This window comes from Streptomyces sp. NPDC090032 (genome assembly GCF_044748025.1).
In the GTDB taxonomy this organism is placed as follows: Bacteria; Actinomycetota; Actinomycetes; order Streptomycetales; family Streptomycetaceae; genus Streptomyces.
Genome location: NZ_JBIVFF010000018.1, coordinates 42,857 through 67,690 on the forward strand (window position 1 = coordinate 42,857; position 24,834 = coordinate 67,690).

At 72.0% G+C, this 24,834-nt stretch carries 21 protein-coding genes; 11 read left to right on the top strand and 10 right to left on the bottom strand.

Features of this window, described 5'->3' with window-relative positions; genetic code table 11:
- Positions 1 to 31: 31 nt before the first annotated feature.
- Positions 32 to 508 carry a MarR family transcriptional regulator gene (locus ACIPWY_RS35020; protein ID WP_362908191.1) on the top strand — a complete coding sequence of 159 codons (477 nt, stop codon included), beginning with the start codon at positions 32 to 34 and terminating at the stop codon, positions 506 to 508.
- 42 nt (positions 509 to 550) lie between these two features.
- On the opposite strand, the gene ACIPWY_RS35025 is transcribed toward ACIPWY_RS35020, so the two are convergent.
- On the bottom strand, positions 551 to 2,008 hold the full coding sequence (locus ACIPWY_RS35025) for a sensor histidine kinase (RefSeq protein WP_401536493.1): 1,458 nt from the start codon (positions 2,006 to 2,008) through the stop codon (positions 551 to 553).
- Complete coding sequence (locus tag ACIPWY_RS35030; RefSeq protein ID WP_393704945.1) at positions 2,005 to 2,724, bottom strand: response regulator transcription factor; 720 nt, start codon at positions 2,722 to 2,724, stop codon at positions 2,005 to 2,007. Before ACIPWY_RS35030 ends, ACIPWY_RS35025 begins: the two co-directional genes overlap by 4 nt.
- A 139-nt stretch (positions 2,725 to 2,863) precedes the next feature.
- On the opposite strand from ACIPWY_RS35030, the gene ACIPWY_RS35035 reads away from it, so the two are divergent.
- Positions 2,864 to 3,718 carry a PepSY domain-containing protein gene (locus ACIPWY_RS35035; protein ID WP_401536496.1) on the top strand — a complete coding sequence of 285 codons (855 nt, stop codon included), beginning with the start codon at positions 2,864 to 2,866 and terminating at the stop codon, positions 3,716 to 3,718.
- Between the two features lie 37 nt (positions 3,719 to 3,755).
- On the opposite strand, the gene ACIPWY_RS35040 is transcribed toward ACIPWY_RS35035, so the two are convergent.
- From ACIPWY_RS35040 to ACIPWY_RS35050, 3 genes are all read right to left on the bottom strand, one after another.
- Positions 3,756 to 5,009, bottom strand: a complete 1,254-nt coding sequence (locus ACIPWY_RS35040; RefSeq protein WP_401536499.1) for an MFS transporter — start codon at positions 5,007 to 5,009, stop codon at positions 3,756 to 3,758.
- Between the two features lie 181 nt (positions 5,010 to 5,190).
- On the bottom strand, positions 5,191 to 6,147 hold the full coding sequence (gene meaB, locus ACIPWY_RS35045) for a methylmalonyl Co-A mutase-associated GTPase MeaB (protein ID WP_116509816.1): 957 nt from the start codon (positions 6,145 to 6,147) through the stop codon (positions 5,191 to 5,193).
- A 63-nt stretch (positions 6,148 to 6,210) separates the two neighbouring features.
- Positions 6,211 to 7,413: an acetyl-CoA C-acetyltransferase gene (locus ACIPWY_RS35050; RefSeq protein ID WP_362908196.1), complete on the bottom strand. Its 1,203-nt coding sequence runs from the start codon at positions 7,411 to 7,413 to the stop codon at positions 6,211 to 6,213.
- Between the two features lie 137 nt (positions 7,414 to 7,550).
- Here ACIPWY_RS35050 and mce point away from each other — a divergent pair, with 137 nt between their 5' ends.
- The 7 genes from mce to ACIPWY_RS35085 all read left to right on the top strand — a co-directional run bounded on the left by mce (position 7,551) and on the right by ACIPWY_RS35085 (position 17,502).
- Complete coding sequence (gene mce / locus ACIPWY_RS35055; RefSeq protein ID WP_362908197.1) at positions 7,551 to 7,991, top strand: methylmalonyl-CoA epimerase; 441 nt, start codon at positions 7,551 to 7,553, stop codon at positions 7,989 to 7,991.
- Between the two features lie 286 nt (positions 7,992 to 8,277).
- Positions 8,278 to 12,366, top strand: a complete 4,089-nt coding sequence (scy, locus tag ACIPWY_RS35060) for a polarized growth protein Scy (protein ID WP_393704938.1) — start codon at positions 8,278 to 8,280, stop codon at positions 12,364 to 12,366.
- Between the two features lie 183 nt (positions 12,367 to 12,549).
- Complete coding sequence (locus tag ACIPWY_RS35065) at positions 12,550 to 13,485, top strand: cellulose-binding protein (RefSeq protein ID WP_100595833.1); 936 nt, start codon at positions 12,550 to 12,552, stop codon at positions 13,483 to 13,485.
- Positions 13,486 to 13,559: 74 nt separating this feature from the next.
- The gene (locus tag ACIPWY_RS35070; protein ID WP_393704936.1) at positions 13,560 to 14,570 is read left to right on the top strand and encodes an ABC transporter ATP-binding protein; all 1,011 of its coding nucleotides are present in this window, start codon (positions 13,560 to 13,562) and stop codon (positions 14,568 to 14,570) included.
- Positions 14,571 to 15,341, top strand: coding sequence for an ABC transporter permease (locus ACIPWY_RS35075; RefSeq protein WP_362908200.1), 771 nt, complete (start codon positions 14,571 to 14,573; stop codon positions 15,339 to 15,341).
- Positions 15,342 to 15,466: 125 nt separating this feature from the next.
- A complete protein-coding gene (locus ACIPWY_RS35080; RefSeq protein WP_393704934.1) occupies positions 15,467 to 16,648 on the top strand; it encodes an ABC transporter ATP-binding protein in 1,182 nt (393 codons plus the stop codon).
- Positions 16,645 to 17,502 carry an ABC transporter permease gene (locus ACIPWY_RS35085; protein ID WP_393704932.1) on the top strand — a complete coding sequence of 286 codons (858 nt, stop codon included), beginning with the start codon at positions 16,645 to 16,647 and terminating at the stop codon, positions 17,500 to 17,502. Before ACIPWY_RS35080 ends, ACIPWY_RS35085 begins: the two co-directional genes overlap by 4 nt.
- 12 nt (positions 17,503 to 17,514) lie before the next feature.
- Here the strand turns inward: ACIPWY_RS35085 and ACIPWY_RS35090 are convergent, their stop codons facing one another.
- Positions 17,515 to 17,856, bottom strand: a complete 342-nt coding sequence (locus ACIPWY_RS35090) for an ATP/GTP-binding protein (RefSeq protein WP_116509832.1) — start codon at positions 17,854 to 17,856, stop codon at positions 17,515 to 17,517.
- Between the two features lie 213 nt (positions 17,857 to 18,069).
- Here ACIPWY_RS35090 and ACIPWY_RS35095 point away from each other — a divergent pair, with 213 nt between their 5' ends.
- Complete coding sequence (locus ACIPWY_RS35095; RefSeq protein ID WP_362908203.1) at positions 18,070 to 19,098, top strand: LLM class flavin-dependent oxidoreductase; 1,029 nt, start codon at positions 18,070 to 18,072, stop codon at positions 19,096 to 19,098.
- Between the two features lie 99 nt (positions 19,099 to 19,197).
- Here ACIPWY_RS35095 and ACIPWY_RS35100 read toward each other — a convergent pair whose 3' ends face one another.
- Positions 19,198 to 19,590 (bottom strand): SCO5389 family protein, encoded by a 393-nt coding sequence (locus ACIPWY_RS35100; RefSeq protein WP_362908204.1) that lies wholly within the window; start codon positions 19,588 to 19,590, stop codon positions 19,198 to 19,200.
- A 243-nt stretch (positions 19,591 to 19,833) separates the two neighbouring features.
- Here ACIPWY_RS35100 and nucS point away from each other — a divergent pair, with 243 nt between their 5' ends.
- Entirely contained in the window at positions 19,834 to 20,505 is a 672-nt protein-coding gene (gene nucS / locus ACIPWY_RS35105; RefSeq protein ID WP_199841896.1) for an endonuclease NucS, read from the top strand.
- 81 nt (positions 20,506 to 20,586) lie between these two features.
- Here the strand turns inward: nucS and ACIPWY_RS35110 are convergent, their stop codons facing one another.
- The 3 genes from ACIPWY_RS35110 to ACIPWY_RS35120 all read right to left on the bottom strand — a co-directional run bounded on the left by ACIPWY_RS35110 (position 20,587) and on the right by ACIPWY_RS35120 (position 24,707).
- Positions 20,587 to 23,148, bottom strand: a complete 2,562-nt coding sequence (locus ACIPWY_RS35110; protein ID WP_393704929.1) for an ATP-binding protein — start codon at positions 23,146 to 23,148, stop codon at positions 20,587 to 20,589.
- A 217-nt stretch (positions 23,149 to 23,365) separates the two neighbouring features.
- Positions 23,366 to 23,689 carry an STAS domain-containing protein gene (locus tag ACIPWY_RS35115; RefSeq protein WP_362908206.1) on the bottom strand — a complete coding sequence of 108 codons (324 nt, stop codon included), beginning with the start codon at positions 23,687 to 23,689 and terminating at the stop codon, positions 23,366 to 23,368.
- 169 nt (positions 23,690 to 23,858) lie between these two features.
- On the bottom strand, positions 23,859 to 24,707 hold the full coding sequence (locus ACIPWY_RS35120) for a 3-hydroxyacyl-CoA dehydrogenase family protein (RefSeq protein ID WP_362908207.1): 849 nt from the start codon (positions 24,705 to 24,707) through the stop codon (positions 23,859 to 23,861).
- Positions 24,708 to 24,834 lie beyond the last annotated feature (127 nt).

A 24,834-nucleotide genomic window follows, 5' to 3' on the forward strand; every position in this document is an offset into this window, starting at 1 on the left:
CGCATTTCAACTTCTTAGGTAGACTCAATACATGGAGACCGAGACGGCCACACGCTGGCTGACCGACGAGGAACAGTGCGCCTGGCGCACGCACGTAGAGGTCAACAGGATGCTGACGTACCAGCTCGAGAAGGACCTCCAGCCGTTCGGCCTGACGATGAACGACTACGACATCCTCGTGCATCTCTCCGAGACGGACGACCACCGGATGCGCATGAGCGATCTCGCGACCGCCACCCTGCAGTCCAAGAGCCGGCTCTCCCATCAGATCACCCGCATGGAGAACGCCGGACTCGTCCGCCGCGAGAACTGCGAGTCCGACCGCCGCGGCCTCTACACGGTCCTGACCGAGGACGGCATGGAGACCATGAAGAAGGTCTCCCCTCACCATGTGGCGTCCGTACGGCGGCACTTCGTGGATCTGATCTCCACCGAGGAGCTCGACGCCCTCCACAAGGCGCTGACCCCGATCGCCGACCACCTGCGTTCGCAGCGCGGCAAACCGTGACCATTGCGAACGGGGAACGCCGGCCTTCCCCGTCCGCCGCCCTCAGGCCCTCGGCGCCACCGGCAGCCTGAGTTCGAAGAGCGCTCCGCCCGCGGGCGACGAGCGGACCGTCAGGGCGCCGCCGTGCCGCACGGCGACGTCCCTGGCGATGGCGAGTCCCAGACCCGCCCCGCCGTCGTCCCGGGCCCGCGCGTCGTCCAGGCGCACGAACCTTTCGAAGATCCGCTCCCGCTCCGCCTCCGGCACCCCCGCGCCGTCGTCGCCGACCTCGACGACCGCCCACTCCCCCTCGGCCCGTACGGCGATGTCCACCTGGGACCGGGCGTGACGCTGCGCGTTGTCCAGCAGATTCCCGACCACCCGCGCCAGCTGGCTGCGCGAGCCCGCCACCTCGACGGATGCGAGACGCGGGTGCACCGCGACACGGCCCGCCGGGCGCTGCGACAGCTCCTCGCCGGCCAGGGCCGCCAGATCGACGCGCGCCCCGCCCGGCCGCTCCCCCGCGTCCAGCCTGGCGAGCAGCAGGAGTCCCGCGGCGAGCTCCTGGAGCCGCACCGTGTCGGCCACCGCCCCGTCCACGTCGAGCAGTTCGGGGTGGGCGGCTCCCACTTCCAGCTGGGTGCGCAGCGACGCGATGGGGCTGCGCAGCTCGTGCGAGGCGTCGGCGACGAACCGGCGCTGGCGCTCCACGGATGTCTCCAGCGCCGCGAGCGTCTCGTTCGTGGTCCGCGCGAGACGCGCCACCTCGTCGTGCGTGCCCGGTTCCGGCACCCGGCGCGCCAGGTCCTGCGACGCCGTGATCGCGGACATCTCGCTCCGGATGCCCTCGACGGGGCGCAGGGCCCTGCGGGTCACCAGCCAGGTGACCGCGGCGACGACACCGAGCAGCACCGGGAAGCCGATCAGCATGACGGTCAGCGCGGTGCCGACGGCGCTCTGTTCGGCGGACAGCGAGGCACCCGCGTACACGGTGAGGTCGCCCTGCCGGGTCTTCTTCACCTCCAGGGCGGCGAACCGGTAGTCCCGGGTCTCCCCGTCGACGGTGGCCGAGCCCTCGCTCCGCTCGGCGTCGTCGGCGATCTCCCCGTAGGCGTACGAGTCGTCGTCCCCGCCCTTGCCCCCATGACGGTCGGACCCCCCGTCGTCGTCATCGCCACCGTCGTCGGCCGGCGGGGTCACCGGTTTGACGGCGGACGAGCCGGTCCCGCTGATCCGCTCCAGGTCCTCGCTCGCCGCCAGGAGCCGGCCGTCGCTGTCGACGACCTGGACCGGGGTGTCGTCCCCGCCCGGGAGGTCGAGAGCGTTGGGCGCGGTGCCCGTCGCGATCGACACGGCGACCTTGCGGGCCGAGGACTCCGCCTCGCTCGACGCCTGGTCGGTGAGGTTGGACCGCAGCGCGAGCAGCACGGAGGCGCCGGCGGCGAGGAGCGCGACGGCGACGACGAGGGTCGCGCCGAGCGTGGCTCTGGCCCGTACGGAACCGAACAGCCGGCGCCTCATCGCGGCGCCTCCAGGCGGTAGCCCGCCCCGCGCACCGTCCTGATCAGCTCCGCGCCCAGCTTCTTGCGCAGGGTGCTGATGTACACCTCGACGATGTTCGGGTCGCCGTCGTACGCGAAGTCCCAGACGTGCTCCAGGATCTCCGCCTTCGAGACGACCTCGCCGGTCCGCACCACCAGCTGCTCCAGGACCGCGAACTCCTTTGCCGTGAGCGGCACTTCGCTCTCGTCGCGCAGGACACGGCGCGCGGCGGTGTCGACGCGCAGCGGGCCGAGCGTGTGGACGGACGAACCGCCCGCTGCGCCGCGGCGGCGCAGGAGCGCCTTCACGCGCGCGACGAGGACCACGTACGAGAACGGCTTGGTGAGGTAGTCGTCGGCGCCCGTGTCGAGCCCCTCCGCCTCGTCGTACTCGCCGTCCTTGGCCGTGAGCATGAGGATCGGCACGTCGTGGCCGGCGGCGCGCAGGGCGGCGCAGACGCGGTAGCCGTTCATGCCCGGCAGCATGATGTCGAGGACGACCAGGTCGTACGCGCCCTCGGCCGCCCGGTGCAGCCCTTCGAGGCCGTCGTGGACGACGTCGACGGCGAACCCCTCGGCGGTCAGGCCCCGGGCGAGGGAGAGGGCGAGACGCTTTTCGTCTTCCACGATCAAGAATCGAGGGGGGCGACGCGAAGCGTCTCGGACAACGTGGCGGTGGGAGACGGGTGGGCGCATGTGGGCCAGGGTCGCAAACGGAACCTGAAGAAGTCTTCAGGGTCCTTCAGCGGGGCTTCAGCATCGGTCGGCCACTGTGGTTCCCGTCGAAGCGCACCGGATGTCCGGTGGGCCGGGAACGTCTCGGGGAGGATCCCTCATGAAGCGCAACATCGTGATCTCCACCATCGCCGTCGTGGCCCTGATCGGCGGCGGCACCGCGACCGCCGTCGCGGTCTCGGGCGGCGACGACAGCACGGCGGGCACGTCGGCCCCGTCGCGGGGCACGGGGTCGAGCGGCCACGAAGACGACCGCGCGGAGCACGTCACCGAGCTGAAGGCCGCGAAGGTGACGGCCTCGGACGCCATCGCCGCGGCCCTCAAGTCGGTGCCCGGCACGGCGGTGTCCGCCGAGCTCGACGACGAGAACAACCAGGTGGTCTGGGAGGTCGAGGTCCTGAACGGCACGACGTGGCACGACGTCCTCGTCGACCCCGCCACGGGCAAGGTCACCGGTTCGCACACCTCACGGCACGACGACACCGCCCGCGTCACCGCCATCCTGAAGGGCGCGAGGACGACGGCGCAGGACGCGGCTCGCGCCGCCGCTGCGAAGGACGCCGTCACCGAGATCGACCTCGACGACGACGGCACGGCCCACGCCTGGGAGGCCGAGACCACGTCGGCGAACGGCACCGACGCCGACTGGCGCGTCGACCTCCGGACCGGCGCGGTGACCCCGGACCACTCGTCCCACGACGACAGCGACGACGACAGCCGCGACGACCACGCGACGCGCGCCACGCACGACGCGGGCGACGACCACGGCCGCGACGACACCGCCACACACGACGCCGGTGACGACCACGGCCGCGACGACACCGCCACGCACGACACCCGTGACGACCACAGCAACGACGACACCGCCACACACGACGCTGGTGACGACCACGGCGGTCACGGCCGCGGTCACGACTCCGACGACGACCATGGCCACCACGGCGACGACGACTGACGTCAGCGCCGGCAAGTTCGGCTCGGCGCAGGTCAGTTCAGCGCGCCGCCGAGCCCGTCTCCTGAGCCGCGGTCGGGGCACCGTCCCCGGGCGCGGCTTCCGGCGTCGTACGGGCGCCGCGCATGCCCCGTACGCCCCACACCGCCGCCGCGACCGGCGCCGCCGCGGCGACGGCGAAGCAGGCCGCGAGCGGGAGGCGGGCCACCAGGAGGCCCGCGCCCGCCGTGCCGGCGGAGATACCGGCGTTCACCGCCGTGTTGACCCAGGCCCCGGCCTGGGTGCGGAACGCCGGGCCTGCCGTCTCGTCCGCCACGAGATACGCGGTCGTCAGGGCGGGCGCGACGAAGACGCCCGCGATCACGGCCGCCGCGCCGAGCGTCACCAGACCCGGCGCGAGCGCCGCCGCCCCCAGCGCGGCGGCGAGCCCCGCGGCGAGGAACGGCAGCCGGGTGCGGGCGGGAGCGGACCAGGTGACGGCGCCGTTCGCGAGGCCGCCGACCGCGCTGCCCGCCGAGAGCGCGGCCATCACCCAGGCGACGGCGTCGGCGTGCTGCCGGGCGTCGGCGAAGGCGAGGACGAGCAGGTCGAGTGCGCCGAGGGCGAGGCCGACACCCACCGCGACGACCACCGGCTGCGCGAGGCCGCGCACCGGCGAGACCCCACCGGACCGCCCGCGCCGGACCGCGTCCCGGCCGGCGATGCCCCGTACGGCCGGGGACGCCACGAACGCGGCGGTTCCCACGGCCACCAGGACCGCGCTGACGGCGACGCCGAACGCCGCGGGGGCGAACTGCACGACCACGCCCACGATGAGCGGGCCCGACACGAACAGCACCTCCTCGGCCACGCCGTCGAGGCTGTACGCGCGCTGGAGCAGCCCTTCGCGCTTGCCGGCGAGTTCGCTCCACACGGTCCGCATGGTCGGGCCGAGAGGCGGGGTGCACGCGCCCGCGGCGAGGGCGGCGGCGCCGAGCACGAGGGCGGAGGCCCCCGGCCGCCAGGTCAGGGCGGCGAGCACGCCGAGCAGCACGGCGTACGCCCCGGTCATCGGCGGGAGCGCGCGGCGCGGCCCGTACCGGTCGATGAGGAGCGCTCTCAGGGGCGAGAGGAAGACGCTCGCGGCGCCGAAGAGCGCCATGGCCGTGCCCGCGACGGCGTACGAGCCGGTGGCGGACTTCACCGCGAGCATCAGGGACAGGGACACGGTCCCGTAGGAGAGCCGCCCGAGCAGGGCGGCGCCGAAGGTACGGCGGGCATGGGGGACGCGCAGAAGCGCTGCGTACGACGACATGGGTGGGAGTTCCTCGGAACGAAGGGCACACGGACGCCGGAGACCGCGACATCACCGTTCGACGGTGGTCGCGGCCGGGTCGTGCCCTACGCACAGAGAAGGAACATACGTCCAACATAACAGCGGGGAGCGGGAGTTGGCCATGGATGACACCGCGGCACAGCCCCGCCCCACTGTCCGGTCAGGCCTCCGTCAGGCCCTCCACCAGGGAGTCCGCCGCCCGGTACGGATCGAGCTCGCCCGCCACGATGCGCTCGGCCAGCGAGCTGAGGCGGCGGTCGCCGTGGAGGTCCGCGATGCGCTCGCGCAGGGCCGTGACGGCGATGGTCTCGACCTCGCGGGAGGCGCGGGCGAGGCGGCGCTCCTGGAGGACACCGTGCTCCTCCATCCACGCCCGGTGCTTCTCGAGCGCCTCGACGACCTCGTCGATGCCCTCGCCGCGGGCCGCGACGGTCTTCACGATGGGCGGGCGCCAGTCACCGGCGCCCCTGGACTCGCCGAGGCCCAGCATGTGGTTGAGCTCGCGGGCGGTCGCGTCCGCGCCGTCGCGGTCGGCCTTGTTGACGACGTAGACGTCGCCGATCTCCAGGATTCCGGCCTTGGCCGCCTGGATCCCGTCGCCCATGCCGGGGGCGAGCAGGACCACGGACGTATCGGCCTGCGAGGCGATCTCGACCTCGGACTGGCCGACGCCGACCGTCTCCACGAGGACCACGTCGCAGCCGGCCGCGTCGAGCACCCGGATCGCCTGCGGCGCGGCCCACGCCAGGCCGCCCAGGTGCCCGCGCGTGGCCATGGAACGGATGTACACACCAGGGTCGGACGCGTGCTCCGACATACGGACGCGGTCACCGAGCAGGGCACCGCCGCTGAACGGCGACGACGGGTCGACGGCGAGCACACCGACCCGCTTCCCGGCCCGCCGGTAGGCGCTGACCAGGGCGGACGTGGACGTGGACTTGCCGACGCCCGGCGACCCGGTGAGCCCGACGACGTACGCGTGCCCCGCGAGCGGGGCCAGCGCAGCCATCACCTCGCGCAGCTGCGGGGACGCCCCCTCCACGAGGGAGATCAGCCGGGCCACGGCCCTGGGCCGGCCTTCCCTGGCCTGGGCCACCAGGGTGGAGACGTCCTGCATCACAGCTCCGTTCAGTGAATTTCCGTACCGACCGACATACAGCAGCGGGGTCGCGCCGCGGCGCTACGCCTTGGGTACCCGCACGATCAGCGCGTCACCCTGACCGCCGCCGCCGCACAGCGCGGCCGCGCCGACGCCGCCGCCGCGACGCTTCAGCTCCAGCGCGAGGTGCAGGACGACACGGGCGCCGGACATCCCGATCGGGTGACCCAGGGCGATCGCGCCGCCGTTGACGTTCACCTTTTCCGAGGACACGCCGAGGTCCTTCATTGACTGCACGGCGACGGCCGCGAAGGCCTCGTTGATCTCGATGAGGTCGAGGTCCTCGACGCCCAGGCCCTCCTTCTTGAGGGCGTGCCGGATGGCGTTGGACGGCTGCGACTGGAGCGAGTTGTCGGGGCCCGCCACGTTCCCGTGGGCGCCGATCTCGGCGATCCACTCCAGGCCGAGCTCCTGCGCCTTCGCCTTGCTCATGACGACGACCGCGGCGGCGCCGTCGGAGATCTGCGAGGACGTGCCGGCCGTGATCGTGCCGTCCTTGGCGAACGCGGGCCGCAGCTTGCCGAGCGACTCGGCGGTCGTCTCGGCGCGGATGCCCTCGTCCTTGCTGAACAGGACCGGGTCACCCTTGCGCTGCGGGATCTCGACGGGGGTGATCTCGGCCTCGAAGAGGCCGTTCTTCTGGGCGGCGGCGGCGCGCTGGTGCGACTGCGCGGCGATCTCGTCCTGCTCGGGGCGCTTGATGCCGAGGCGGGCGTTGTGCTTCTCCGTCGACTCACCCATCGGGATGTTCTCGAAGGAGTCGGTCAGACCGTCGTACGCCATCGCGTCGAGCATCTCGACGGCGCCGTACTTGTAGCCCTCACGGGACTTGGGGAGCAGGTGGGGCGCGTTCGTCATGGACTCCTGGCCGCCCGCGACGACGACGTCGAACTCGCCGGCGCGGATCAGCTGGTCGGCGAGCGCGATGGCGTCGAGACCGGAGAGACACACCTTGTTGATGGTCAGCGCCGGCACGTTCATGGGGATGCCGGCCTTGACGGCCGCCTGGCGCGCGGGGATCTGCCCTGCCCCCGCCTGGAGCACCTGGCCCATGATCACGTACTGCACCTGGTCTCCGCCGATCCCGGCCCGGTCGAGCGCCGCCTTGATGGCGAACCCTCCGAGGTCGGCTCCGGAGAAGGACTTCAGCGAGCCGAGCAGTCGGCCCATGGGCGTACGGGCGCCCGCGACGATGACGGAGGTGGTACCGGTCGTTCCAGACATGAGGCACGGCCCCTTGGAGATGAGGAGTGAACGAGGGTTTACTCGAATGTACTGAGCAGTACCCCGCACGTCACCGGCCGAACGGTGTGATCGCGCGCACGTTGCGTAACCATGTCCGACCGCGCTGCACTTACAGCATGCTGACGCGAATCGACCACATCGGAATCGCCTGTTTCGACCTCGACAAGACCGTTGAGTTCTACCGCGCTACCTACGGCTTCGAAGTCTTCCACTCAGAAGTGAACGAGGAGCAAGGCGTGCGCGAGGCCATGCTCAAGATCAACGAGACGAGCGACGGCGGGGCCTCCTACCTCCAGCTCCTCGAACCCACCCGCGAGGACTCCGCGGTCGGGAAGTGGCTGGCCAAGAACGGTGAGGGCGTCCATCACATCGCCTTCGGCACCGCGGACGTCGACGCCGACTCCGAGGACATCAGGGGCAAGGGCGTACGCGTCCTGTACGACGAGCCGCGCACCGGTTCGATGGGGTCGCGCATCACCTTCCTGCACCCCAAGGACTGCCACGGCGTACTGACCGAACTCGTCACTTCCGCACCGGTTGAGTCGCCTGAGCACTGACCTCCGTATATCTGGGCCGGTAGGGTTGGGGGCGGCCGTCCGTCACACGGACGGCCGCGGACCGGGGTCCGGGTTTCGGGGGGCGAGCGACGGGGCAGCAGCCCATGCTCCGCCGTTGATCTGACACCATTCCCCGGGGGCCCCGTTCGGCGTATGGACGGTGCCCGCTTGGAGAGACTTGCGACCAGGAGTGGGGTCTCCCTTGCTCGAACGCAGTTGAGAGCTTGGAGTGGGGTCTCCCCTGCTCGAACGCAGTTGAGAGCTTGGGGAAGGATGGGACCGCGCAGTGCGGGGCTACGAGAGCCAGGACAGCCGGCGGCCGGCTGAGACCGACCATCTCTCGCGGTTCGAGGCCGAGATGGACCGGCTGAAGACCGAGCGGGAGAAGGCGGTCCAGCACGCCGAGGACCTGGGCTACCAGGTCGAGGTGTTGCGCGCCAAGCTGCACGAGGCGCGTCGCAACCTCGCGTCCCGTCCTGCCTACGACGGCGGGGACATCGGGTACCAGGCCGAGCAGCTGCTGCGTAACGCGCAGATCCAGGCCGACCAGCTGCGCGCCGACGCCGAGCGCGAGCTGCGCGACACCCGCGCCCAGACGCAGCGCATCCTCCAGGAGCACGCCGAGCAGCAGTCCCGGCTCCAGTCCGAGCTGCACGCCGAGGCCGTCTCGCGCCGCCAGCAGCTCGACCAGGAGCTGGCCGAGCGCCGCCAGACCGTCGAGGCACACGTCAACGAGAACGTGGCGTGGGCCGAGCAGCTGCGCTCCCGCAGCGAGCAGCAGGCCCGCCGGCTCGTCGACGAGTCCCGCGCCGAGGCGGACCAGGCGCTCGCCGCCGCCCGCGCCGAGGCCGAGCGGGTCGCCACCGAGGCCCGCCAGCGCCTGACGTCGGAGGCCGAGACGGCCCGCGCCGAGGCCGAGGCCCTGCTGCGCCGCGCCCGCACCGACGCCGAACGCCTCCTGAACGCCGCGTCCACGCAGGCCCAGGAAGCCACCGACCACGCCGAGCAGCTGCGCTCGTCCACGGCCACCGAGTCGGACACGGCCCGCCGCCAGTCCGCCGAGCTGAGCCGCGCCGCCGAGCAGCGCCTGTCCGAGGCCGACGCGGCGCTGCGCGAAGCGCGCGCGTCGGCGGAGAAGGTCCTCACCGAGGCGAAGGACGCCGCGGCCAAGCAGCTCGCGAACGCCGAGTCGGCGAACGAGCAGCGCACGCGCACCGCCAAGGAGCAGGTAGCCCGGCTCGTCTCGGAGGCCACCAAGGAGGCCGAGGCCACCAAGTCGGAGGCCGAGCAGGTCGTCACCGACGCCAAGGAGCAGGCCGAGAAGATCCTCGCCGAGGCCGGCGAGAAGGCACGCAACGTCACGGCCGAGGAGACCGCCTCCCAGCTCGCCAAGGCCGCCCGTACGGCCGAAGAGGTACTCACCAAGGCGTCCCAGGACGCGAAGGCCACCACGAAGGCCGCCTCCGAGGAGGCCGAGCGGCTGCGCAGCGAGGCCGAGGCCGAGGCGGACCGGCTGCGTGGCGAGGCGCACGACATCGCGGAGCAGCTCAAGGGCGCCGCGAAGGACGACACCAAGGACTACCGCGCCAAGACCGTCGAGCTCCAGGAGGAGGCGCGGCGGCTGCGCGGCGAGGCCGAGCAGCTGCGGGCGGAGGCGGTCGACGAGGGCGAGCGCATCCGCAGCGAGGCGCGGCGCGAGGCCGTCCAGCAGATCGAGGAGGCGGCCAGGACCGCCGAGGAGCTGCTCGCCAAGGCGAAGGCGGACGCGGACGAGCTGCGGGCCGGCGCGCAGACCGAGAGCGAGCGGGTCCGCACCGAGGCCATCGAGCGCGCCACGAACCTGCGCAAGCAGGCCGAGGAGACCCTGGAGCGCACCCGCGCCGAGGCCGAGCGGCACCGCGAGGAGGCCGCCGAGCAGGCCGAGGCCACCAAGGCGGAGGCCGAGCGGGCCGCGCAGGAGCTGCGCGAGGACACCGAGCGCGCCGTCGCGGCCCGGCAGTCGGAGGCCGCCGAGGAGCTGACCCGGCTGCACACCGAGGCCGAGCAGCGCCTGACGGCGTCCGAGACCGCGCTCACCGACGCGCGAGCCGAGTCGGAGCGCATCCGCCGCGAGACCGCGGACGAGACGGAGCGGCTGCGCGCCGAGGCCGCCGAGCGGATCCGTACGCTCCAGGCGCAGGCCGAGACGGAGGCCGACCGGCTGCGCACCGAGGCCGCGTCGGACGCGTCCGGGACCCGCGCCGAGGCGGAGAACGTCGCCGTACGGCTGCGGTCCGAGGCCGCGGCCGAGGCCGAGCGGCTCAAGTCGGAGGCGCAGGAGAGCGCCGACCGGGTGCGCGCGGAGGCCGCCGCCGCCGCCGAGCGGGTCGCCACGGAGGCGGCCGAGGCGCTCACCGCCGCCCAGGAGGAGGCCGCCAGGCGGCGCCGCGAGGCCGAGGAGACCCTCGGTTCCGCGCGCCAGGAGGCCGACCAGGAGCGCGAGCGGGCCCGCGAGCAGAGCGAGGAACTCCTCGCGGTCGCCCGCGCCCGTGTCGAGGAGGCACAGGCCGAGGCCGTACGTCTCGTGGAGGAGGCCGACCGGCGCTCCACCGAGATGGTCGGCGCCGCCGAGCAGACCGCGCAGCAGGTGCGTGACTCCGTGTCCGGGCTCCAGGAGCAGGCGCAGGAGGAGATCGCGGGCTTGCGCAGCGCGGCGGAGCACGCGTCCGAGCGCACCAGGCGCGAGGCGCAGGAGGAGGCCGACCGGGTCCGCGCCGACGCCTACGCGGAGCGCGAGCGCGCCACCGAGGACGCCAACCGCGTGCGCGGCGAGGCCGCCGCCGAGTCGGAGGCCGCCAAGTCCCTTGCGGAGCGCACGGTTTCCGAGGCGATCGCCGAGTCGGAGCGGATGCGGTCCGAGGCGTCGGAGCACGCCCAGCGGGTCCGTACGGAGGTCTCCGAGCGGCTCGCGTCGGCCGAGCAGGACGCGACCCGCAGCCGGGCCGAGGCCCGCGAGGACGCCAACCGGATCCGTTCGGACGCCGCCACCCAGGCGGACACCCTCATCACGGAGGCCACGAGCGAGGCCGAGCGCCTCACCCGCGAGACGAACACCGAGGCGGAGCGCGTCCGTTCCGAGTCGACGGCCGCGGCGGAGAAGCGGGTCGGCGACGCCACGGAGGCCGCCGAGCGCCTGACGAACGAGACGAACACGGAGGCGGAGCGCGTCCGTTCGGAGTCCGTCGCGCGTGCCGAGCAGCTCGTCGGCGACGCCACCGCCGAGGCCGCCAGGCTGCACGCGGAGTCCACCGCGGCGGCCGAGCAGCTCGCGAACGAGACCCGTACCGAGGCCGAGCGGGTGCGCGCCGAGGCGGTCGCCAAGGCCGAGAAGCTCATCGCGGACGCGGCCGGGGACGCCGAGCGGCTGCGCGCCGAGGCGGCCGAGACGGTCGGGTCCGCGCAGCAGCATGCCGAGCGGATCCGCAGCGAGTCGGAGCGCGTCAAGGCGGAGGCGGCGGCCGAGGCCGAGCGGCTCACGTCCGCTGCGCGCGGCGAGGCCGAGCGGACCCTCGACGAGACCCGCAAGGACGCCAACAAGCGCCGCTCGGAGGCCGCCGAGCAGGTCGACAAGCTCATCACGGAGGCGAGCTCGGAGGCCGAGAAGCTGACGTCCGAGGCGCAGCAGGCCGCGCTGAAGGCGACCACGGACGCCGAGTCGCAGGCCGACAAGATGGTCGGCGCGGCCCGCAAGGAGGCCGACCGGCTGGTCTCCGAGGCGACCGTCGAGGGCAACTCCCTGGTGGAGAAGTCCCGTACGGACGCGGACGAGTTGCTCGTCGGCGCACGCCGTGACGCGACGGCGATCAGGGAGCGTGCCGAGGAGCTGCGCGAGCGCATCACCGGCGAGATCGACGAGCTGCACGAGCGGGCGCGGCGCGAGTCCGCCGAGGCCATGAAGACGGCCGGCGAGCGGTGCGACGCGCTGGTGAAGGCCGCCGAGGAGCAGCTCGCCGAGGCGCAGGCGAAGGCCAAGGAGATGGTCTCGGAGGCGGGTTCGGAGGCGAGCAAGGTCCGGATCGCCGCCGTGAAGAAGGCCGAGGGCCTGCTCAAGGAGGCCGGGGCGAAGAAGAACGAGCTGACCCGCGAGGCCGAGCGCGTCCTGTCCGAGGCGCAGGCGGAGGCGGAGCGCACGGTGGCCGAGGGCAAGCGCGAGCTGGAGGTCCTGGTGCGCCGGCGCGAGGACATCAACGCCGAGATCTCCCGGGTCCAGGACGTCCTGGAGGCGTTGGAGTCCTTCGAGACCCCGTCCGCCGGCGGCGGGACCAAGGACGGTGCCGTCAAGGCGGGAGCCGCCGCGGGCGCTACCCGATCGGGTGGCAAGGGGTCGGAAGGGTAGCCAGGACGACAACGGGCGTGCTTGGTAAGGACCTTCGGCGCCGCCGCTGGCAAGCCATCCTGCGGTTAGCCACTCAAAAGGGGTGTCATTCTCCAGATCAAACGGGCATCTGCTCGATGACACGCCGCTTTGACCCCTAGGATTCCCCCTATCACCTCACCGGTCTCATTCGACAGGAACCCCATGAGCGACACTTCCCCCTACGGCTTCGAGCTTGTGCGGCGTGGGTACGACCGCGCTCAGGTGGACGAACGCATTTCCAAGCTCGTCTCCGACCGTGACAGCGCTCTCGCTCGTATCACTGCTCTGGAAAAGCGCATCGAGGAGCTCCACCTCGAGACGCAGAACGCCCAGGCGCAGGTGAACGATGCCGAGCCGTCGTACGCCGGCCTCGGCGCGCGCGTCGAGAAGATCCTCCGCCTCGCCGAGGAGGAGGCGAAGGACCTGCGCGAGGAGGCCCGTCGCGCCGCCGAGCAGCACCGCGAGCTCGCCGAGTCGGCGGCCCAGCAGGTGCGCAACGACGCAGAATCGTTTGCTGCGGAGCGCAAGTCCAAGGCCGAGGACGAAGGCGTCCGGATTGTCGAGAAGGCCAAGAGCGAAGCGGGCACGCTGCGCGCCGAGGCCCAGAAGGACGCTCAGTCGAAGCGTGAGGAGGCGGACGCCCTCTTCGAGGAGACCCGCGCCAAGGCCGCCCAGGCCGCCGCGGACTTCGAGACGAACCTGGCGAAGCGCCGCGAGCAGTCCGAGCGCGACCTGGCCTCGCGTCAGGCGAAGGCCGAGAAGCGTCTCGCGGAGATCGAGCACCGCGCGGAGCAGCTCCGCCTGGAGGCCGAGAAGCTGCGCACCGACGCCGAGCGCCGCGCCCGCCAGACGGTGGAGACCGCGCAGCGCCAGGCCGAGGACATCGTGGCCGACGCGAACGCCAAGGCCGACCGGATCCGCTCGGAATCGGAGCGCGAGCTCGCCGCGCTGACGAACCGCCGCGACTCCATCAACGCGCAGCTCACCAACGTGCGCGAGATGCTGGCGACGCTCACCGGTGCGGCGGTCGCTGCCGCTGGGGCCCCGGCCGAGGATGAGCCGATCTCGCGTGGGGTGCCGGCTCAGCAGACCCGCTGAGCACCCGAAGTCGGACACCGAAGCCCTCTGCCGCTCCAGTGGCAGGGGGCTTTGTCCCGTTCTAGCGTTGCCGCATGATCGAGCTCGAGGGGCTGACCAAGCATTACGGCGAGAAGCTGGCCGTCAACAACCTCACGTTCACCGTCAGGCCGGGCATCGTCACGGGGTTCCTCGGCCCCAACGGCGCCGGCAAGTCCACGACGATGCGGATGATGCTCGGGCTCGACAACCCGTCAGCAGGCGACGTACGCATCGACGGGAAGCACTACGCGCAGCTCAAGGACCCGCTGACGTACATCGGCGCCCTCCTCGACGCGAAGGCCATGCACGGCGGCCGCAGCGCGTACAACCACCTGCTGTGCCTGGCGCAGAGCAACGGCATCCCGCGCGCCCGCGTCGCCGAGGTCCTCGACACGGTGGGTCTGACGCCCGTCGCCAGGAAGAAGGCGAAGGGCTTCTCGCTGGGTATGGGCCAGCGCCTCGGCATCGCGGGCGCGCTCCTCGGCGACCCGCGGATCCTGATGTTCGACGAGCCGGTCAACGGGCTCGACCCCGAGGGCATCCACTGGATCCGCAATCTGATGAAGTCGCTCGCCGGCCAGGGCCGTACCGTCTTCGTCTCCTCGCACCTGATGAGCGAGATGGCGCTGACCGCGGACCACCTCGTCGTCATCGGCCAGGGCCATCTCCTCGCCGACACCTCGATGTCCGACTTCATCCAGCAGAACTCCCGCAGTTACGTGCGGCTGCGCTCGCCGCAGCAGGAGCGGCTCCTCGATGTCCTGCACGAGGCCGGGATCACGGTCGTGGAGGCGGGCAACGGCACGCTCGAGGTGGACGGCCGGAGCCCCGAGCAGCTCGGTGACCTCGCGGCCGCCCACCATCTCGTCCTGCATGAACTGAGCCCCCAGCAGGCCTCGCTCGAGGAGGCGTTCATGCAGCTCACCGCGGAGTCGGTGGAGTACCACGCGCACACCGACGAGCCCGGGATGTCGCCGCCCGTCCAGCTGCCGCCACCGCCACCGCCCCAGCAGCAGGGCTGGGGCGAGAGCTGGGACCGTACGCAGAGCAAGGGAGCCCGATAGATGGCCGCGACCCAGGTTCTCCGGTCCGAGTGGACCAAGATCAGATCCGTCGCTTCGACGGTGTGGACGCTCGGCCTCGCCGCCGTCCTGACGATCGTGCTCGGCGTACTGATCTCGATCCTGTCCAGGAACGAGTTCAACAACATGCCCGCGAGGGAGCGGCTGTCCTTCGACCCCACGTTCATCAGCTTCGCCGGGATGAGTCTCGGACAGCTCGCGATGATCGTCTTCGGCGTCCTCGTCGTCTCGAACGAGTACAGCACCGGGATGATCCGCACCTCGCTCGCCGCGGTGCCCCAGCGGGGAACGTTCCTGTTCAGCAAGGTCGCCGTGGCCACCGTCCTGGCGTTCGTCGTGGGCCTCGCCACGAGCTTCATCGCGTTCTTCCTCGGGCAGGCGGTCCTCGGCGTGCACCGGGCGCAGATCAGCGACCCGGGCGTCCTGCGCGCGGTCATCGGCGGCGGGCTCTACATGACCCTCATCGCCATGTTCTCGATGGGCGTCGCGTCGATGCTGCGCAGCCCGATGCTGTCGCTCGGCATCCTGATGCCGTTCTTCTTCCTGATCTCGAACATCCTGGGCAACGTCTCGGCGACGAAGAAGATCGGCCGGTTCCTGCCCGACCAGGCCGGCAGCAAGATCATGCAGGTGGTGACGCCGCTCGACGACGACACCCCGTACGGGCCGTGGGGCGGCCTGGGGATCATGGTGATCTGGGTGGTCCTGGCCCTGATCTTCGGATATGTGCTCCTCAAGAAGCGGGACGCGTAGGGGGGCCCGGGCGGGCTCCAGGGCCTTTGCCTCGTCTTGGCCGGAACCGTCAGCGCCCCGATATCCTCCTAACCCTTACGGGGGCGTGTGCCCCGATGTCCTGAACCTTTCGATGGGTGCGGAGAATGATCGAGGCAGTCGGCCTGACGAAGCGCTACGGCGCCAAGACAGCCGTGTACAACCTTTCCTTCCAGGTCCGGCCGGGTACGGTGACCGGCTTCCTGGGTCCGAACGGGTCCGGCAAGTCGACGACCATGCGCATGATCCTCGGTCTCGACCAGCCGACCACGGGCCAGGTGACCATCGGCGGCTACCCGTACCGCAAGCTCCCCAACGCCCCGCGCCAGGTCGGCGCCCTGCTCGACGCCAAGGCGGTGCACGGCGGCCGGCATGCCCGTAACCACCTGCTCTGCCTCGCGCAGCTGTCCGGCATCCCGGCCCGCCGCGTGGACGAGGTCCTCGGCGTCGTCGGCCTCCAGGACGTGGCGAAGAAGCGCTCCAAGGGCTTCTCGCTCGGCATGGGCCAGCGCCTGGGCATCGCGGCCGCGCTGCTCGGCGACCCGCAGGTGCTCCTCTTCGACGAGCCGGTCAACGGCCTCGACCCGGAGGGCATCCTCTGGGTCAGGAACCTGATGAAGTCGCTCGCCGCCGAGGGCCGCACCGTCTTCGTCTCCTCGCACCTGATGAGCGAGATGGCGCTGACAGCCGAGCACCTGATCGTCATCGGCCGCGGCCAGCTCCTCGCCGACATGAGCGTGCGGGACTTCATCTCGCACAACTCTGCCGACTTCGCGCGGGTGCGCACGCCGGAGACGGAGCCGCAGCAGCGCGAGAAGCTGACGGCCGCGCTGACCGAGGCCGGCGGCCAGGTCCTGCCCGAGCAGGACGGCGCGCTGCGCGTCATGGGCCTGCCGCTCCCCCGCATCAGCGACCTGGCGCACGGCGCCGACGTACGGCTGTGGGAGCTCTCGCCGCACCAGGCCTCGCTGGAGGAGGCGTACATGCGGATGACGCAGGGCGCCGTCGACTACCGCTCGACCGTCGACCAGCGGGCCGGCCTTCAGCAGCAGCTCCCGCCGGGCGCGATGCCCCAGCAGCAGCTCCCCGCGCCCGGCCAGGGCCAGCCGGACTGGTACGCGCCGCCGCCGCCCCAGCAGGGCGGTCAGCCGTTCGCCCCGCCGCAGGCCGCCCCCGGCGGGCCGAACCCGTACGCCGCGCCGCCGCAGCAGCCGCCCGCCGCGCCCGCTGCCCCGGCGCCCGCCGCCCCTGCCCCCGCCGACCTGAACAAGCCCGAGGACCACCGATGACGACGCCGCCCCCGCAGCCGGCTCCGCAGGCCTACGCCCAGCAGAGTGTGCCCAACTGGCAGGGCGCGCCCGGCACTTCGTACACCTCGCCCATCCCGGTCACGCGCACCCACCTGGGGCACGCGCTCGCCTCGGAGTGGACGAAGATCAAGTCCGTGCGCTCCACGCTCTGGACGCTCGGCATCTTCCTGTTCCTGGTCCTCGGCGGCGGCCTGTTCGTCTCCGCGCAGACCGAGGACCTCAACTACCAGGACGTCCCGTTCACGTTCCCGGCCTTCATCGGCCTGCTGCTCGGCCAGATCTGCCTGATCACGCTGGGCGTCCTCGTGACGTCGTCGGAGTACGGCACCGGCATGATCCGCACGACGTTCACCGCGTCGCCGCAGCGCTACCGCGTCTTCGCCGCCAAGATCCTGGTGTTCTTCGCGGTCTCGTTCGCCGTCTCCGCGGGCTCCATCCTCCTGGTGGGCCTGCTCACGTCGTCGATGCACAGCGGCCCCGACGCGGGCGACCTGAGCTGGGGCGGCACGGTCCTCAAGGGCGGGCTCTACGTGTCCCTGCTCGGCGTCCTCGGCCTCGCCGTGGGCTCCATGCTGCGGCACTCGGCGGGCGCGATCACCGCGATGCTCGGCATCGTGCTGCTGCCGGCGATCCTGCCGGTCTTCCTGATGATCTCGCGCAGCACGCGGACGCTCGGCGAGAAGATGCAGGAGTACAACGCCATCAACGCCCTCGCCAAGATCTTCGGCGCGGACACCGGGAGCTCGGGCGGCTCCCAGGTGTGGCTGCTCGCCGGCGTCACGGCCGCGGCCGTGGTCGGCGCGTTCGTGCTGCTGGAGCGGCGCGACGTGTAGCGGCGTCGGTCGCTAGTAGCGAGGCGCGTTCCTGGACCGCTGCACCCGTGTGGTGCGGCGGTCCTTCGCGTTCCAGCAGGCCTTGTGCCAGTGCCGGCGCTCGTCCACGCCCGAGTGCTCGGGCCAGGCCACCACGTGCGCGACGCCGGAGGGGATCTCCTGGTCGCAGCCGGGGCACCGGTACGTCTTGCCGGCGGCGCTCGCGCCCGCCACCTGGCGCACGCTCCACTCCTCGCCCTGCCAGCTCTCCGTGCGCTCGAATCCGCCGTAGCGGCTGCCCTGCTCCTCGTCCGGTGCCTTGCTGGACGGTCGGCCGCCGCGACGGGGCGACGTCTGGTTTCGGCGGGGGGACACCGGCTCTCCTCTAGGACTTGTACAGGTGCCTGCACAGGGACTGGGGGTCACGTCCAGCGTACGCGGACGCCTCTCGGGTACCCGCACAACGTCACCCCCATGAGTTCTCCGGAAAATCTGTCAATCTCCATGGCAAGCCGTGCCCTTGGCACTTGTCAGCCGTTATTGCCCGTGGGGGAGTGTCGCGTCGGCGCCAAGAAAGGCAGGAGTGCGATGCGCGTAGGAACTTTTGTGCTGGCGGCCCAGTTCCCCGGCCAGGGACAGGGGGAGGCGCTGCACCGGGCAGTGCGGTCCGCCGAGGCGGCCGAGGAGGCCGGGCTCGACTCGGTCTGGCTGGCGGAGCACCACTTCGTGCCGTACGGCACCTGTCCGTCCGCGGTGACGCTCGCCGCGTTACTGCTCGGCCGCACCCGGCGCATCCGCGTCGGCACGGCGGTCAGCGTGCTGCCGACCGCCCACCCGGTCGCCCTCGGCGAGCAGGCGGCGCTGCTGCACCTGACGTCCGGCGGCCGCTTCTCGCTCGGCGTCGGCCGCGGCGGCCCCTGGGTGGACCTGGAGGTCTTCGGCTCGGGCATCGAGGCGTACGAGGAGGGGTTCCCGGAGTCCCTGGACCTGCTCCTGCGCTGGCTGCGCGAGCCCCGCGTCGAGGCCGAGGGGGAACGGTTCGCCTTCCGCGAGGTCGCCGTGGTCCCGCGCCCCGACGAAGCGCTCGACTCCTCCGAGGGCCCCGAGGTGGTGGTCGCCTGCACCTCACCGAACAGCGTGCGGCTTGCGGCGGAGCGCGGCCTTCCGATGCTGCTCGGCATGCACGCGGGGGACGAGGAGAAGGCCGACATGGTCTCCCTGTGGCGCTCGCACGCGCGGGCCGCCGGCCGCAGCCCGCAGGAGATCCACACGGCGGCGCACGTCTCGGCCGGGGTGGCCCAGATCGGCGACCGCGCGGCGCAGGCGCGGGAGACGCTTCTCAAGGCGATGCCGGGCTGGCTGAAGCAGGGGCTCGACGCCCATGTGACGGTGGACGGCCGCACGCGGTCCATGCGGGACCCGGTCGCGTACACGGAACTGCTGTGCGGGCAGCACCCGGTGGGGACTCCCGGGCAGTGCGCCGACCGGCTCGCGGCGACCTCGGAGCGCACGGGCATCACGCGCTTCGCGCTGCTCGTCGAGGGCTCCGGAGATCTCGCGGCCACCGAGGAGAACGTGCGCAGGCTGGGCGCCGAGGTACTCCCCCGGCTCCGGTGAGACGCGTAACGACCGTGCGGCCCGTAGTCCACCGCTCCGTACTTGTGCACCTCCCGCGTACGGAGCGGCAGACCATGAGATTCCGCCGTCAACCTGCCGTCAGCAGTCCCTGAGTTCCGGGGACTGGTTCAACAGCTGGTTGCGGGCCGAGGTGAAGCGGGACAGCGTGCCGTCCACCGACGGGTCCTGCGGGAACACCGCCACACGGTGACAGTTCTGGAAGGCCAGCCGCACACCGAAGTGCCGCTGCAGCGCGCCACGAATCGCGTCACTCGCGAGCGCACGCAGCAGCTGCCCACGTGCCTGCTCGTCCGGCGGAGGCGTCTGGTTGTCGGCGAAGTCTCCGCCGTCGACCTTCAGCTGGGCCACCAGGGAGCTGATCATCTCCCATGCGTAAGGCAGGGAGGTCCGGACGCAGTCGACGAAGTCAGCTTCGTCGACCTCGCCTCGCTCGGCCTGTTCCAACAGTGCCGGTGAGACGTCGAGCGACATGGGTTCTCCTCTCGCACCCCCACGGGGAGCGGGGGCTGACGGGCAGGTAAGGAGCGCGCGACGACGTACGACCACGAACACGCTGCGTACAGGCGTCGCGACCTCCCGCTTATACGTTAAGCAACTGCCGGGGCCCGCAACAGGGGATCGCGGGCACAGTCGGTCCACAACCGGCCAATAACGAACTCGGTAGTTCCAGGGCGAATCGCGTGGACCACTGGTCGTCGAGTAGCGTTGCCGACCATGCGTCTCGTCATCGCCCGCTGCTCCGTGGACTACGCGGGCAGGCTCACAGCCCATCTCCCGTCGGCTCCCCGCCTGATCCTCGTGAAGGCGGACGGCAGCGTCTCGATCCACGCGGACGACAGGGCCTACAAACCTCTCAACTGGATGTCCCCGCCCTGCACCCTCAAGGAGGGCACGGGCGACGACAGCGGCATCTGGACCGTCATCAACAAGGCGGGCGAGAAACTCATCATCACCATGGAGGAAGTCCTCCACGACTCCTCGCACGAACTGGGCGTGGACCCGGGGCTCATCAAGGACGGCGTGGAAGCGCACCTCCAGGAGCTCCTCGCCGACAGGATCGACACGCTCGGCGAGGGCTACACGCTCATCCGCCGCGAGTACCCGACAGCGATCGGGCCCGTCGACATCCTGTGCCGGGACGGTGACGGCGCGACCGTGGCCATCGAGATCAAGCGGCGCGGCGAGATCGACGGTGTGGAGCAACTCACGCGCTATCTGGAGCTGTTGAACCGCGACCCGCACCTCGCCCCGGTGCGCGGCGTCTTCGCCGCCCAGGAGATCAAGCCGCAGGCCCGCGTCCTGGCCACGGACCGCGGCATCGGCTGCACGGTCCTCGACTACGACGCGCTGCGCGGCATCGAGGACGACAAGCTCCGCCTGTTCTGACCGGTCGGGCAGGACAGCATGACGAAGGGCCGGGCTCACGCGAACCCGGCCCTTCGTCATGTGCTGTGTACGTACGCCCCGTCAGATCGTCGGCGAGGCGTCCGGACCACTGTCCGCCGGGCTGCTCATCGCCGAGCTGCCGCTCGGTGCCGGGCCACTCGCCGAGTCGGACGTGTCCGGGGACGACGGCGGGGTGGTCGGCGGCTCGGACGACGGGGGCGGAGAGCTCGTCGGGGGCTTGGACGTCGGCGGCTTCGACGTCGGGGGCTTGGACGTGGGCGGCTTCGACGACGGCGGCTTCGACGTGGTCGGCTTGTCCGACGGCTTGCCGGAGGGCTTGTCGCTCGGCTTGTCCGACGGCTTGCCGCTCTCGCCGGACGACGGCCCGTTGCTGGGCGTCGGGTCGTCCGACGTGTTCGGGATGCCGTCCTTGCCCGGGTCGCCGGGCCGCTGCGTGGAGCCCGCGTCGCCGCCGCCCTGGTCCGCCTCGTCGGCGCCGATGTCGCCGCCGTCCTCGCCCTGCGAGGCCGACGGGTTCACGTTGACGTTGTCGGACGGGGTCTCGTTGCTCGACGTGGCACCGAGCGTCACGACGGTGCCGAGGACGGCCGCGAGGAGCGCTCCGGCGCCCACGGCCACGAGGTTGCGCCGGGTGCCGGTGACGACGGCACGACGGGCTCCGCCGGCCTTGCCTCCGGGGCCGGCCCCGGCCTGCCGGGAGACCAGCGTGTCGGGTTCCGGCGGCGTGGGCGGCGCGAACGCGGCCGGCACCCCGCCGGGGGGCGACGCCGACTCCTCGTAGCGCGCCGCGGGAACCTCTTCGCCCGCCGCCGTACGCCCGCCGGACAGGGCGCCGCCGGAGCGGTCCGCGACCAGGGCGAGGGCGCGGCGGCCCGCGATGGTGCCGCGCTTGTCGGCCAGCGCGCCGCGCAGGGCGATGGAGGCCTCCAGCTCGGCGCGGGCCCGGTCGAGCTGCCCGCCCAGGAGCGCGAGGATGCCCAACTCGTGGTGGAAATAGGCCTCTTCGGCCACTTCGCCGGAGAGCCGCGCGGCCTCCTGACCGGCGCGCAGGCACCGCTCCCACACGGTCCAGCTGAGCCCGGCGGCGAACGCGGGCGCGGCGGTGCGGGCGAGCAGCACCGCGACGCTGCCCGTCGTCTCGTCCGGCGCGGACGGCGCGGACGGCAGCGTGGCCGGGACGAGTACGGTCAGCGCGGCGAGCAGCGCGTCGGCCTCGGCCGCGACCCGCTCGGGCCCGACCGAGGGGTGCCCGGCCCACCACGCGTAGTGCTGGGCGGCGGTGTGCGCGTGGCCGTCGCTGTCGTCGGCGTATCCCGCGGCCGCCAGTTGGTCGTACACGCCGGAGGCCAGGCGGTAGCGGCCGCCGACCGGGGTGACGAGAGCACAGCCGACGAGTTCGGCGAGGGCCGCGTCGGCGTGGGTGTCACCCACGAGGGCGGGGAGGTGGGCCTGGTGCGGTATTTCGCCGCCGAGCGCGACCGCGAACCGCAGGGTGGCGCGGGCCGACTCGCTGAGCCGGGACGCGAGCAGGGCGCCGGGCGCGGCGCCGTCGGCGAGCGAGGGCAGCGGTACGTCGTGGCCGTCCTCGGTGTCGAAGGGCGCGTCGACGGGAGGGGCGCCGGGGCCTCCGAAGTAGCCGAACTCGTCGAAGGCGTTCGGGTCGGCGCGCAGCTGGTCGCGCTGACGCAGGAGGGCGCCGGCCTGCACGAAGCGCAGCGGGAGCCCCTCCGACTCGAACCAGAGGTCGCCGGCCCAGTTCGCCTCCTCGTCCGTGAGGACGCGGCCGACGGACCGCTCCAGGAGTTCGAGGCCGCCGCCGCGGCCGAGGCCGCCGAGGAAGACCTCTTCGAGGTGCGAGTCGGCGGACGGCGCGGCGACGTCGGGCGTGGCCGCGACCAGGAAGGCGCACTCCGGCGTCGCTTCGAGGAGCTCGTCGAGCGCGGCGCCGCCGAACTCGAGGTCGTCGAGGACGACGACGGCGCCGATGTCGTGGACGAGTTCGAGGAGCAGGGCGCGGTCGGGGCGGTGCAGCGGCGCGTTGTACACGGCCGCGAAGAGGTCGTACAGCAGATCGTTCGACGAGCGGCGGTGCCCGGAGAGCCGGACGACGCCGTCGGGCGCGATGTCCGCGCAGTCCCCGGCGACGGTGTCGAGCAGCGCGGTGCGCCCGGAGCCCGAGGGTCCGGTGAGCCGCACGGAACGCCCGCGCGCCAGGAGCCGGACGAGCCGCTCGCGCTCCTCCTGGCGCTCCAGGAGCGGCAGCCGGGGCAGCGGGGGGCCGGCCGGCAGCGGCGGACGTGCGGCGCGGGCCATCTCGGCGCGTTCCGCCGGTGCGTACTTGACGGGCCGTCCCGGCCGCTCCCCCGGCGGGCACGGCTCGATCTCGCTGCCGTCGACGGGGTTGACGGTGAGCAGGGAGTCGCCGGACACGAGCTGCACGGTGCGGGCGAGCCCTTGTGAGGGCTGGCCGAAGTCAGGAGTGAGGGGATCCCTGGGCGGGCGCGGGCGGCTCGCCTGGGCGTCGCTCTCGTCGTCGTGGTGGCCACGGTCCGCGCGGTCGTAGGGATCCCCGCCGTACGGATCGTGCCCGAAGTCTTCCGGTCCCCGGTTCATCGGGTCCATGGTCAAAGCCCCCCAAAAGCGTCGTGTGCCACTGCCCCTCCCGGCCTGTGCACACTGCGCTGTCGCTTCTGGTCCGGTGCCCGCGAGAGGGTCCGTCAATCCGCGGGCGACCGAACCCTAGACCTGGGTCAGTATCTACGAACGGCCGGGGTACCGCCCCGTCCGAGACGTCACAGTCTCGTGAGGATTGTGGGTGCTGCGTACCGGAACGACCGATTCACACCCTGGGCAGCGATTCGACCCCGATGCCGCCTTCGATGGCGAGGATGCGGTGCAGCCGCGTCGCCACGAGGAGGCGCTGCATCTGGGGCGGCACACCCCGCAGCACGAGCCTGCGGCCGCAGCGTCCGGCCCGCCGGTGGGCGCCCATGATGACGCCGAGACCGGTCGCGTCCCACGAGTCCAGCTCTGACAGATCGAGCACCAGGTCGCCGACGCCGTCGTCGAGGGCCGTGTGCAGGACCGTACGGGCGTCCGCCGCGCTGCGGACGTCGAGGCGGCCCCCGACGACCAGCTCGGCGTGGTCGCCCCTGATGTGCATATGCGCTCCCCGAGAGTGCTGGTGTGCCGTGATTCCAGTGGTCTCTGTGTCGTACGGCGATTCTTGGTATGTCACTGCAACTGACTGGCGCGGGGGCGCAGAAGTTGCCGTCTGTAAGCGAACCGATACCGAATTCACCCCGTGGGGTTACCCATGGAGTGCCGAGGGATCAGTGCTTATAGAACCCCTGCCCGCTCTTGCGCCCGATGTCACCCGCGTCAACCATCCGGCGCATCAGCTCGGGCGGAGCGAACTTCTCGTCCTGAGACTCGGTGTAGATGTTGCTTGTGGCGTGCAGCAGGATGTCGACGCCCGTGAGGTCGGCTGTGGCGAGCGGCCCCATCGCGTGGCCGAAGCCGAGCTTGCAGGCGATGTCGATGTCCTCGGCGGTGGCGACGCCCGACTCGTACAGCTTGGCGGCCTCGACCACGAGGGCCGAGATGAGCCGCGTGGTCACGAAGCCGGCGACGTCGCGGTTGACGACGATGCAGGTCTTGCCGACCGACTCGGCGAACTCCCGCGTGGTGGCGAGCGTTTCGTCACTCGTCTTGTAGCCGCGGACCAGCTCGCACAGCTGCATCATCGGCACCGGCGAGAAGAAGTGGGCGCCGACGACGCGCTCCGGGCGCTCCGTGACGGCGGCGATCTTGGTGATCGGGATGGCGGAGGTGTTCGAGGCGAGCACGGCGTCGTCACGGACGAGCTTGTCGAGCGTCCGGAAGATCTCGTGCTTGACCTCGAGCTTCTCGAAGACGGCCTCGACGACGATGTCGGCGTCGGCCACCGCGTCCAGATCGGTGGTCGTCGTGATGCGCCCGAGCGCGGCCTCGGCGTCCCGCGCGGACAGCTTGCCCTTGCTCACGAACTTGTCGTATGAGGCCTTGATGCCGTCGGTGCCACGGGCCAGGGCGGCGTCGGTGACGTCGCGCAGGACGACGTCCCAGCCCGCCTGCGCCGAGACCTGGGCGATGCCGGACCCCATGAGTCCGGCTCCGATGACGGCGAGCTTCCCTGCCACTGTGCGACTCCCCTTATCCGCTGACCGCGTACCACTTGCAACTGACCGCTGACCGCTGTTCACGTGTCCCTCCGGCGGACATTAGCGTCCGTGAGGGGTCGTGGGGCCGCGAAGTAATGCGCGTCAC